This is a genomic window from Legionella beliardensis (assembly GCF_900452395.1).
Taxonomy (GTDB): Bacteria; Pseudomonadota; Gammaproteobacteria; order Legionellales; family Legionellaceae; genus Legionella_C; species Legionella_C beliardensis.
Genome location: NZ_UGNV01000001.1, coordinates 2,560,534 through 2,572,898 on the forward strand (window position 1 = coordinate 2,560,534; position 12,365 = coordinate 2,572,898).

A 12,365-nucleotide genomic window follows, 5' to 3' on the forward strand; every position below is an offset into this window, starting at 1 on the left:
CCTTATCATTTTATTGATTAACTATTGCTTTCGCTACTTATTAAATTAGTCATAAGTACTAAATTAGTCAATACCGATGCATTGACAATTGTTGCCTAGACAACTATTATTATTTGTATGAGTAAACTATCCGATCCAAGTCACTTAGAGAATCACTTAGGCTATTGGCTGCGTTGCCTTTCTAATTTTGTATCTGGAAGCTTTGCAGAGAAATTAGCCACACTGCACATTTCAGTCGCGCAGTGGGTGGTATTACGCACGCTTTTTGACTATGACTCTACTACTTTAAATGAAGCAGCGCATGCAATTGGTGTAGACAAAAGCTCACTATCGCGCATGATTGAACGCCTTGTTCAACGAGAGCTTGTGAAGCGCGCCGAAGGTAAAGATAGGCGGTCTGTTAGCTTGTCATTAACAGCTGCTGGTAGAAAGCTTGTTCCTAAATTGGCAAAACTTGCAGACGAGAATGATGAAGCGTTTTTTCGTAGCCTATCTCTTAGAGAGCGTGAAAAGCTTCTATTCCTAATCAAACAGCTGCTTAAAGCCAATAACTGGGATTTAACGACGCATGGCAAAGATAGAATGTTATAAATGGAGACATGATGAATATCAACGTTATTAATGAATGTACAGAGCTTTCCTTTGAAGGCAACATAAAATTTCCTGATGTAATTAAACAATTGGCTGCCAACAAAGTCGAGCGTTATCTGGTTGATCTTGTAGGTAAACAGAAATTGAATTACGGAGCAGACAACAATGTATACACCGAATCATTGCCTTTAAATGGCCAAGCAGTTTCCCCTACCTTTGATGTGGCTGCGATTAAAAGCGCTATCCTAGATAGTCAGCAAAATAAAATTAATTACCCTGATTTTCTAGACCGTATCATTGCCTCTGGCTGTAGTCATTATGAAGTATTTATTACGGGTCGCAAAGTTATTTACTTTGGCCGTGATGGTAGCCAACACATTGAATTATTTCCTTAGGAAGAACCATGACTAAACGGTGCGCCTGGCTACCTGAGAATAAACCACTTTATACTATTTATCATGATACAGAATGGGGTGTGCCAGTACATGATGATCATAAGCATTTTGAAATGTTAATCTTAGAAGGCGCACAAGCAGGCTTAAGTTGGTACACTATTCTTAAACGCCGCGACGATTACCGTAAGGCATTCAAAGAGTTTAATCCAGCGGCCGTTGCTAGTATGACTGATACTGAACTTGAGCAGGTCTTAACAACAACAAATGTGATTCGGCATCGTCTTAAAATTTTTTCAGCTCGCAAAAATGCGGCTGTTTTTCAAACTATTCAAAAAGAGTTTGGCTCCTTTGATGCGTATGTTTGGCAATATGTCAATGGCATACCAAAACTTAATTTGCCACAAATGCTTAAAGATATACCAGCATCAACAAAAGAATCCGCGGCCCTCTCTGATGATTTAAAAAAGCGGGGCATGAGCTTTGTTGGCTCAACCGTTATATATGCTTATATGCAGGCAATTGGTATAGTAAATGATCATATGCAAGATTGCTTCCTATGCCCACAACTAGGATCTTAAATGACAACAATCGACTTTACATAAACCGAATTGATTATAAATTTACCATAAGAGTTTTTTTATTGATTTTATATGGATAGATAGTATCATTCTGTTTAATTATTATTATAAGTAGGTAATAGTATGCCATTTTTTCCCGGCTGGACTCATGCTCAAATAAGAGATTTTTGTCAAAGTAAATCTTTTGAATATTTAAAAAATTTAAATAAGAAATTTGGTAATTTATTTGAACAAATGGACGATATTTTAACAAAAAATAATAATGAAATTGAGCAGATTACGCAGCAGATAACAAACCTTAGAGAACAAATAAAAGAAAATGATCTTGCACTAGCACAAGCAGAGGATAATCGTAACAATGTATTGTCTAATGCCCCAGGCAATGGACCAGAGCGTTATTTAGCTTTGCAAGCAGTGTCTTATGTGCCTGAAGATAAAACAATAGATTATAAAAAAGATATAGAAAAACTTGAGAAAGAGAAACGTAGCCTAATTGCAAGCAATGGCCTGATACAAGGGGAAATACGTGATAATATAGGTAAATTAAGAATTGTTAATGCTGTTATGGAGGCTAAAAGGCCCTATACTCCGACAGAGGAATTAAATCTGTCAAAACATGGTAATTTAAATCAGATTTAGTAATGCCCGTAGTATGAGTTAATCTATTTTTTAATGTTAGTTAACTAAGCTATCAACTAATCGATTCCAAATACAAAATAAATAAATAGCACGCGCTTATAATAAAGAACACTATCAATAATGTAGTGAATAACGCCTTATAGTTAACAATTGTATTAGGCTTAAGATAAAAACTATAAGCGCTTAGTAAACCACAAGCGGCACCAAGTAAAAAACCGCCAATCACATCAGTTAACCAATGAACTTCTAGAAGTATACGAGCTGCTGCCTCCAATAAAATCGATAAACAAGCTATGACAAGCCCAAGCCATGGGCGACGCATTTGAGGAATAATAAGCGCTGCTAGAAAAACAATATAAGTGGAACTTAAAGTTACATGACGACTAGGAAAGGCATAAGTTAATGAATCAGCAACCGCGCCTGCAGGCCTAAGATAAACAATCGTATTCTTAAGAATAGAAGCACATACAGCTGCAATAACAATAGCTACTAATAAATGTAGCGCTAACCGTTTTTGCTGCTTTATAAATAAAATTAGGCTTGTTATGACAATTGTTGGAATAACAATATATTTATTACCAAATAAAGAAATAAAATTACCAAGATAGTCAGTAAATGGGCTCTGTATTTTATGCACTAACACATAGAGCGCATCATTGATGCTTAAAAAGGGAAGTTTGTAAAAAACGATTGCAGTAAGAAAAAGAAATAAAAAAAGACAACAAATACCACCTATTAAAAAATATTTTTTTTCTGCTTTATTTATCTTGCTCATAACTGCCTTGTTTTTAATGAAATACAACCTTACTTATTTCTTACATACTATATTATTCTTTAAACCGTTTTAACTGCCTTCTGAGGATTTAAGTGAGGCCTAATCTTAAGTGGGTAAAATGTGAGTAATAAAAAGAATAATAATCCTACCATTATCCACGCCATTAAATAAAAACAATCATCTAAAGCTAAAGCAGTCGCTTGCCTAGTTACCGCGTGGCTTAATTGCGCTAACGCTTTATTTCCATGCAAATTAAATTGTGCTGCTTTTTTAAAAAACATAGACGTTGCATGCGAAAAACTTGTTAAATTGCCCCCCAAACGTTCATAATAAAATACTTGTCGATGGTGCCAAAGCGTGACAAAAAGTGCGGCCCCTAAACCACTACAGATTAATCGTATCACGTGAAAGCAATTGACAGATTCGGCTGCTTCTTCTTTGGTAAAAATTTGTATAGAAAGCCGAAAGATTGGCGGTAAAAAAAAGGCTAACCCTATGCCTGCAAGAACACGAGAAAAAGCAATACGTGTGAAATTAGTGTCTACACTAAACGTTGTTGTATAAAAACATGATGCTGCTAAAAAAATTAAAGCGACAGCTAAAGGCAGACGAGGATCTAGACGTTGGTAATCAAGAAAAATGGGTATCCAAGCGCCAAAGGCCATGGTTACGATGATAAGAGCAATCCAATTAAACGTGTAATTGACGTATAATTTTAACCACAAGCCAAGCAAAATAACCATGCCATAATACATAGCAAACAATAGCCCCATATTTACTATGGCAAACGTAAAATAGAAGGTTTTAAAAAGACGTAAATCAATCAGGGGATGGGTAGTATTTAGACTTCTAATAACAAACAAAACCGTACTTACCCCGCCTACGATTAATAACATATTAATGAGGTGGGATCGAAACCAATCTAATTGCTGCCCAACAATTAAAGCACTACCAATAAAAATAATACTGATACTGTAGAAAAATAAACCTAGTTTATCCAAATAACTTTTATGAAAAGGTTGGTCTAATTCTCTAAAATAATGACTCACTAAAATAATTAAGAATAAACAAATAGGAATATTAGTAAAAAATAAAAAACGCCAATGATGAGTATAAGCAACCCACCCGCCCCAACTGGCTCCTAATACCGGGGTAAAGGTAAAACAAATAAATAAATAGGGTAATAACTTGGCTTGTTTCTCAGGGGTAAATACAGTGGGAATAAAGTACACGGAAATTAATACATAAAGAGGGCCTGAGGCTAACCCTTCCAAAAACCGATATAAAACAAAGTCGAAATAACTTGTCGCTGTTGCACATTGCCATGAAAAAACAATCATTAAAAGCAAACAGACAAGAAATAATTTAACCGGACTAAGCCTTATTATAAACGGCTTACCAAATGGCGTACTCAACGCATTACCTAGACAAAAGAAACTAACACCATATGATGCCAGAAACGTACTTCCGCCTAAATCACTTACGATATAAATACCGGCCATGATAGGCAAAGTTAAATTAAAAATAACAAGACTTAAAGAAAAGATGAGTATAAATAGCTGCACTTAAGCCTCACGTTGAATACTTTTTAAATTAAGCGGTTGATAGGCATATTGTTTTAAAGTCGGATCTAAATTAGCTAAGATGATTTGCTGAATTAAGGCGCGATTACCGGCTTCCTCTTGTTTAAAAATATCAGTTGTGTAACTTGGTCCTAGGTTTGATTTTGGCAGAAGAGGCCCGCTTTGGTCGGAAAAATCAACCGTTACTTCTAAAGATAAGCCAAGCCTGAGCGGGTACTTTCTTAACTCGTTTTCATTTAGAGCAATTCGCACCGGTAATCTTTGAACGATTTTTATCCAATTTCCTGATAAATTCTCAGGTGGCAATAGGGAAAACACATTACCAGCACCGCCTGGTAAACCAATAACTCTGCCATGAAACACCACACCTCGGCCGTAAAGATCGGAAGTAATGGTAACAGGCTGCCCTATCCTTACATGTTTTAATTGTGTTTCCTTGAAATTGGCATTAACCCATAATTGATTAAGAGGAATAATAGCCATCAATGCATCCGTAGGATTAACGAACATCCCTACTTGAATAGTCCTTTGGGCAATAATTCCATCTACAGGGGCATAAATTTTAGAACGATACAGTTGAACCCACGTATCACGAACATCTTGAGCGGCTTTCTGTACAACCGGATGATTAACAATCGAACTATTTTGAATAAAAGCTAATGTTCTTTGGTAATTATTTTCACTACTTGTTAAAGCCGCAGCACTCGCTTTTAAATCATCGGCTGCATTTTGATAATCCTCTACGGAAACTCCCCGTGCTTTTACTACCCCGGCCCGATGTTCGAAATTTTGTTTTGCTTTTAGAAATTGTGCTTTGCGAATACCAATTTCTGCTTGCTCACGAAATGCTTCGTGAAAAACCTGGCACACTTCCCGAACCGTCTGCGCCAGATGAGCCTTAGCTTTTTCAAGGGCAATTAAATTATCCGTTTCATTCAAATTAACGAGAAGCTGCCCTTTTCTAACGAAGAAAGTATCATCGCTGTGTACACCAGTCACAAACCCACTTCTAAGCGGCTTAATATAAACTTGGTTTCCTTGAACATAAGCATCATTGGTATACTCATAAGGATGCAAAAATAATAACCAAACTAAAAGCACCAGTACGATTAATATCAGTATGAAAAACACGATATACTTTTGACTTTTTTGCTCAAATTTTAAATCTGTTTTCATGATTGTCTTACCAAGGGAATATCCGGCTGGCAATATCCTCCGCCTAGGGCTTTTATCAGTTTAACTGATGCAAGGTATTGATCATAAAGAAGACTAAGACTTACCAGTTTGTTTTGAATCACTTCCTCTTGTTGTCTATAAACTTCCATGCCGTTATCTAAACCATTTCTTTCACGATTTTTAATTATTTTATATCTATCTTCTGCGAAAGAAAGTATTTTGTTTTGCTCTTGCCTTTTGCGATTAACCGCTTTTGCAAATTGCAAAATATCGAGTATTTCTTGGGTACTCCTTAGTAATAAATTATTATATGCAAAAATAGCTGCATCAAATTCTGCTTTATTCGCTCTAATATTTGCTCGAATACGACCCGCAGTAAAAATAGGTAGATGAATCGCAGGTCTAAGCGCTGCAGTAACGCTTGAAGCTCTTAAAAGCTTTTTCCAACCGGTACTTTCTAAGCCAATTAAACCAACCAGATTAACATCAGGATAGTATTCAGCCATTGCAGCACCTGTTTTATAAGCTAATGCTTTAGCGCGCCATATTTGTGCCATGAGATCAGGTCGTCTAGCGATTAAATCGAGCGAAATCGTCTTAGGAACGATTAATTTTCTTGGTAACCCCGGAAGTCTTTGTTCATCGGCTAACGCTGTCTCTGGGTTTCTACCAGCCAACACATTAACGAGGTGGCGATTTACAGCAATTTCATGGTCTATATCAGCCAACCATTGCTTAGCTGTAAATAAATTCTCCTGCGCTGTGTAAATAGGTAAGTCATCTGCTAGCGCATTGTTAATGAGCGCCCTTTGTAGTGAAAGTATATTTTGGCGAACTGTGACTAGCTGTTGATACAATTTTTGTTTAGCTATGTTAACTTTATAAGCAAAATAAGCTTGGGCGAGAGCCGTTGTGGTTAAAAGCTGTATCTGTGCCACTTCCCCGCGCAAAACTTTGGCCTCACCAACGGCTGCTGCCAATAAATTACGATTTTGGCCCCAGAAATCAAATTCATAACGGAAAGAAAGCGAAAAATCTAAAAGGTCAGTATGCCTAGGTAGACGAGGATTAAGCGCCCGAAATAAACCGTTTTTACTTAAGTATTGTAAATTTTCTCTGGCATCAAAAAAAACGAGTGGAAATAATTTTGCACCAACCACCACTGCTTCTTGCCGAGCTGCCTGCATTCGGCTTTTTATTTCATGAATTGACGGGTTACATGTGAGCGCGTCTACCATCAATTTGTTGAGCTCAGGCGAATTATAAGCAACCCACCAATATTTACTTGGCCAGTCACCCGATTTTATAAACCCTGCCCTTTTTTGTGCTGTAATTTCCTTTTCTATCTTAGGTGTGGCTTTAAGATGTTGCACTTGTTGTTGCGGCGATAAAGACACTTGGCAGGATAATAAAAAGAAAAATATAAAATAAATACCTATCCTGCAGGTACTTCCCATAAGCCCATTCCTTGGTTATTAGCTAATAAATCAATGCTTAAGATCTGATAACAGATTTTAGTTTAAATGACATGAATTATTTAATAGTATCCCTGAAAAAACCTGAAGTAAAACGTTTTTTATTTTGTGTCAAACGAACTAAATAGCTAATAAAATAACATGATAATAGAAAATTGTGCGCTCATGAATGCCATATAAACTTGCCAAAGATACTAAGATGGATTTAAAGAATAATTCCTTTAAGAAAACCCTAAGTATTTTGGAAAGAAAAACCCAATAGCAAGGAAACTGGTTGTCCAGATTAGGGCGCCAGTATAAGCAAAAAGTGCAAACTCCCAGAAACGTAAGTAAACAATTCCAGCCGCAATGCCAACTAAATGGCGTACACCAGGAATAAAATAACCAATGAGTAATAACCATTTACCAAAACGTTCAAATTTTTGATGCATGCTTTCTAATTTGTCTTCCGTTATACCAACCCAACGACCTAATTGCAGCGTCAGTAACCTTCCACCAAAATAGCCAATTAAATAGCTAACTGTAATGCCGACTACGCTGCCAAAAAAGGCATAAATAGGCGTTAACCATACTGATAATTTACCATGCGCTATTAAATAGCCAGAAAGCATCAATAATGTTTCATCAGGGATAGGTAAACCAATAATACCTAGCGCCAGTAAAACAAATAGGGAAAAGCCGCCATAAGAAGATAACCAATAGTTTAAATTTGCAGCACTCTCAATAACCAATTTATCAACCTAAAAATCTTTTGATCGAAACTATCACATCTTATGTTCGGTTGTAAAAACTTTAATTTGCTTAAAATGGCTGCTTCATAACTAGGTGTTAGATGTTGTCATTCCCGTATAAGCGAGAATCTATACTAGAATTGGCCTGATGCTAAATGCTCGGCATGGATCTCCGCCTACGCGGAGATGACAGAAAAAAGAGGCTTGGCAGGGAAGCTGCAATCCAATACTGTCATTCCCGTGCAGACGGGAATCCATGCCGAGAATTGGCACGATGCGAATGTTGAGAATGGATCTCCGCCGGCGCGGAGATGACAGAAAAAAGAGGCTTGGGAGGGAAGCTGCAATCCAATACTGTCATTCCCGTGCAGACGGGAATCCATGCCGAGAATTGGCACGATGCGAATGTTGAGAATGGATCTCCGCCGGCGCGGAGATGACAAGTTAGGTGGAAATGACAAGTTAGATGGAGAAAGCAAGCTGTTTAATTAATGCGCATCTAGATTATTTAAACTCTTCCAAAAAATCAATTAATTGAGATGATTCTAACGGTGGGCTAATATAATAACCTTGAATTTGATTACTGTGTTGTTTGCGTAAAAATTCAAGCTGTTCTTTGGTTTCGACGCCTTCAGCTAACACTTGCAACCCCATCGATTTAGTCATATTAATGATAGCTTCCACGATATTTTTATCATCTACATTCGTATTAATGCCCTGAGTAAAGCTTTTATCGATTTTAATTTTGTCAAAAGGAAATAATTTAATGTAATTTAAGCTAGAATAGCCAATGCCAAAATCATCCATAACCAATCTTATTCCCATATCTTTTAAAATTTTCATTGTATTGGAAACGTGGCTAGAATTTTCTAAAATCACATGTTCGGTAATTTCTAATTCTAAGGAATATGGTGCAAGGCCACTGTCTTTAATCGCTTTTTCAACTACTTGGATAAAATCTCTTTGGAGTATTTGCTTTCCCGACACATTGACTGCAATGGTTAAATCGGGCGACAGGGTTTCCTGCCATTTTTTAGCTTGAAAACAAGCGGTACGCAAAACCCAATTGCCGATAGGAATAATCAATCCTGTTTTCTCAGCAATAGAAATAAAATTATTGGGTGCTAGCAGGCCTAAAGTAGGATGATTCCATCTTAGCAGTGCTTCAAGGCCAATAATCTTATTGGAATTTATATTTAATAAGGGTTGATAAAAAAGAACAAACTCATTCTTATCTAAGGCTGTTATTAGCCCAGACTCTAACTCTACTTGCTTTAATAAATTATCATTAAGCTCAGTAGTATAAAATTGAAAATCATTTTTACCTATTTCTTTAGCATGATAAAGAGCCGCGTCAGCATTTTTTAAAAGCTCTTCAGGAATTTCTCCATCCAAAGGATAAATACTAATACCCATACTTCCAGTTATTTTAATCTGGTAGTCTTTAATCATTAGAGGCCTATTAAACATTTCTTTTAAGCTCTCGGCCATCAACGTGAACTGCTTAAGATTAACCTGCGCAGGTAAAATAATAACAAATTCATCACCACCAAACCGCGTAATTGTATCGGATTCACGAAAACAATTTTTCATATTTATAGCGACTAAATTAAGTAATTCATCGCCTGCTTTATGCCCCAACGTATCATTAATTTGTTTAAAATTATCTAAATCCAGCATTAATACGCCGACAAATAAGCCATTGCGTTTTGCATAGTTAATCGCTTGCTGTAAACGGTCCATTAAAATAATACGATTAGGTAGGCCTGTGAGTACGTCATGTGTGGCTAAATGTAAGAGTTCTTCTTCTAAGCGTTTATGTTCTGTAATTTCACGAAAACTTAAAACAACTCCTTGCGTACTATCATTTAACCCATGAGAAAAACAATGTGAATATAATTCAAATATCTGTCCGGTACGTAATTTTAGCTCTTTTACATGTTCCGTCTTAGGTTTTTTACATAGATTTAAAATTACTGTTAATAGTTCGCTAGGATTTTCAACTTGTGCTGCTAGTTTTTTTAAAACTTCGAATGACTTGCCAGTCATTAATTCAAGAGAAATATTCCATAAATTTAAAAATTTCTGATTATAAATTAAAATAGTTTCGTTTTGATCTAGAACAAGAATACCTTCTTGGGTAGATTCAATTGTTGCTCTAGTTAGGCTTAACGATTTATCTAAATTAATGTTGGCTTTTTGCAACTCTTTTGTACGTTCAGCCACAGCTTGTTCTAGATTTTTAATTTGTAGTTGAACTTGGCGTGTTAATTCCCATTTTTTTAAAAGTGCCGACGCTAGCTGCCTCACCTCAATGACATCGAACGGTTTTTTTAAAATAAGTAAATTATCTTGGCCATTTAATATATTGGTAATTTCTTCTAAAGAGTAATCGGAATAAGCTGAACAAATAACCATTTGTATATTAGGGTCTACTTCCCATAATTTCTTAATTGTTACCACCCCATCCCATCCCGGCGGGATACGTATATCTACAAACGCTAATGCATAAGGCTCATTCATAGTGATAGATTTTTTAACCAATTCTAATGCTTCTTCGCCTTGAAATGCAGAATCTAATACGAAATCTTGACCGTCGCCTTTTTTTGATAAGACGCTATCTGTATTAAATAGCATACTCGCTGTTTCATGAAATGCTTCAGCCACGTCATTTTTTAAGCTTAATATCTTATGAAAATCATCATGTATTGACTGATTATCATCTACTAGCAAAATTTTATTCATTCTATCCTTTGACATATTCTTTTTGCGCCCTTTCTAAGGCAAAATCTTTGCCTATTTTATAAGGTAAGCTTATTTTAAAAGCAGCTCCCTTGCCTTCCCCCTCAGAGCTAACTTTTAAAGATCCCTTCATTTCAGCAGCAGCTATGGCACTTGCATGTAAACCAAAACCATGGCCTGTTTTCTTAGTAGTAAAACCATGGGTAAAAATTTTATCTAAGTTTTGCAAACCAATACCGATGCCATTATCGATTACCTCAATACAAAATTTATTTTCGCTTAATAATTCTAGGCGTAAAGTAATCGTTTTATCCTTCTGGTTAGATGCTAAAAGTGCTTGCTTAGCATTATCAATTAAATTAATTAAAATCTGCGTAAGCTTTGATTTATCAATATAGACGGGCTTAAGTTTCACATACTCTTTTTTAACAGTAATATTATGCCGATTAAAATTTACACTCACTATAATTAGTGCCTCATCAATAACGTCTTCAATAGAGACAAGTTCTTCGAAATTAGTAAGACCACTTAATTTCTGCTGGGCAGCAATAATATTTTTAATGTGTTGAATATTTTGTACTAATTGATTTAACTCACTATTGGCTAATTGAAATTCACTTTGCCAATAGTCTGCCATCTTTTTCAGGAAAACAGGTATTTTTAAGCCTCGCACATCCGTCGTAATAAATTGCCCTAAATCTTGTTGATGTTCACTAATTAGATTATTTAGATCATGTAAATTTTGTAAATTAATATTTCTTAGGTGTTCTATAATTAGTGATGCAGAAACATTAACGCTATTTAATGTATTCCCTACATTATGTAAAACATTGGAAGCCACCTCTGCCATACCAGCTTTACGCGCCATTTCTACTGAGTTAGCACGAAATTTTGCTTGTAAGCTTGAAAGTATCAGTGCAATTCCTAAAATAAAAATAGTCACAATTGCGATGCTAATCGCCAAAGCATTGGGATCCACACTCGCTGCATGATGGTGACTATGGTCACCTTGAGGGGTAAAAACAGCAGCTTCCATACCAATATAATGCATGCCACAGATAGCAGCACCCATAATGAGAGCACTAATAATCATTAAACGTTGCCTTGCCTTGACCGTTGCTCTAGAACTTTTTAGCGCAAAATAGAGGGCTGCTTCTGAGGCGAAAATGGCAACTATAATTGACATAAAGAAAAGCCCTGGTAAATAGCGAATTTCCATGCCTAACATAGCCGACATGCCTACATAATGCATAGAGGCAATAGAAAATCCAAGTATTAATCCACCAAGAATAATGGGTATTGTTTTAACTTTTCTAGTTTGTAATACGGAAAAAGCAACCCCTGATGCAGTGATTGCAATTAACATAGATAGACCTGTCAAGAATGGGTCATACGTCATGGGCATAGGCATAATAAAGGCTAACATCCCAATAAAATGCATGGACCAAATACCTGCCCCCATGGCAAAAGCGCCTCCTAAAATCCACCAAATCTTATTGTTAAAAGAAACACCAATATCCCGTACCCGATTGGCTATATCGAGCGCAACATAAGATGCGCCAAATGAAACAGCGTAGGAAAGAATAACTAAATATAGGCTATAAGTTCCTAGAATTTGATCAGCTGGCAAGGGCGAAAGCTGAAAGAAATTTGCTAGCATATCTTTCCTTTAAGATAAGA

Annotated in this window: 11 protein-coding genes; 4 read left to right on the top strand and 7 right to left on the bottom strand. The window is 36.2% G+C overall.

Annotated elements, in window-relative coordinates; genetic code table 11:
* Positions 1–117 precede the first annotated feature (117 nt).
* The 4 genes from DYE47_RS11260 (at position 118) to DYE47_RS11275 (ending at position 2,203) form a co-directional block, all read left to right on the top strand.
* Positions 118–591: a MarR family winged helix-turn-helix transcriptional regulator gene (locus DYE47_RS11260; protein WP_115303378.1), complete on the top strand. Its 474-nt coding sequence runs from the start codon at positions 118–120 to the stop codon at positions 589–591.
* Positions 592–599: 8 nt separating this feature from the next.
* Positions 600–986 carry a DUF1398 family protein gene (locus DYE47_RS11265; RefSeq protein WP_115303379.1) on the top strand — a complete coding sequence of 129 codons (387 nt, stop codon included), beginning with the start codon at positions 600–602 and terminating at the stop codon, positions 984–986.
* A gap of 8 nt (positions 987–994) precedes the next feature.
* On the top strand, positions 995–1,564 hold the full coding sequence (locus DYE47_RS11270) for a DNA-3-methyladenine glycosylase I (protein WP_115303380.1): 570 nt from the start codon (positions 995–997) through the stop codon (positions 1,562–1,564).
* 123 nt (positions 1,565–1,687) lie between these two features.
* Complete coding sequence (locus DYE47_RS11275; RefSeq protein ID WP_115303381.1) at positions 1,688–2,203, top strand: hypothetical protein; 516 nt, start codon at positions 1,688–1,690, stop codon at positions 2,201–2,203.
* A 52-nt stretch (positions 2,204–2,255) separates the two neighbouring features.
* Here the strand turns inward: DYE47_RS11275 and DYE47_RS11280 are convergent, their stop codons facing one another.
* The 7 genes from DYE47_RS11280 to DYE47_RS11310 form a co-directional block, all read right to left on the bottom strand.
* Positions 2,256–2,978, bottom strand: coding sequence for a phosphatase PAP2 family protein (locus tag DYE47_RS11280; RefSeq protein ID WP_115303382.1), 723 nt, complete (start codon positions 2,976–2,978; stop codon positions 2,256–2,258).
* A gap of 59 nt (positions 2,979–3,037) precedes the next feature.
* Positions 3,038–4,543 (bottom strand): MFS transporter, encoded by a 1,506-nt coding sequence (locus DYE47_RS11285; protein ID WP_115303383.1) that lies wholly within the window; start codon positions 4,541–4,543, stop codon positions 3,038–3,040.
* Entirely contained in the window at positions 4,544–5,737 is a 1,194-nt protein-coding gene (locus tag DYE47_RS11290) for an HlyD/EmrA/EmrK family protein (protein WP_115303384.1), read from the bottom strand.
* Positions 5,734–7,194, bottom strand: coding sequence for an efflux transporter outer membrane subunit (locus tag DYE47_RS11295; RefSeq protein ID WP_115303385.1), 1,461 nt, complete (start codon positions 7,192–7,194; stop codon positions 5,734–5,736). Before DYE47_RS11295 ends, DYE47_RS11290 begins: the two co-directional genes overlap by 4 nt.
* Before the next feature lie 239 nt (positions 7,195–7,433).
* Positions 7,434–7,943: a DedA family protein gene (locus DYE47_RS11300; protein ID WP_242604195.1), complete on the bottom strand. Its 510-nt coding sequence runs from the start codon at positions 7,941–7,943 to the stop codon at positions 7,434–7,436.
* A gap of 504 nt (positions 7,944–8,447) precedes the next feature.
* A complete protein-coding gene (locus DYE47_RS11305) occupies positions 8,448–10,688 on the bottom strand; it encodes an EAL domain-containing protein (RefSeq protein ID WP_160149893.1) in 2,241 nt (746 codons plus the stop codon).
* Between the two features lies 1 nt (position 10,689).
* Positions 10,690–12,345: an MHYT domain-containing protein gene (locus DYE47_RS11310; RefSeq protein ID WP_115303387.1), complete on the bottom strand. Its 1,656-nt coding sequence runs from the start codon at positions 12,343–12,345 to the stop codon at positions 10,690–10,692.
* Between the last annotated feature and the right edge of the window lie 20 nt (positions 12,346–12,365).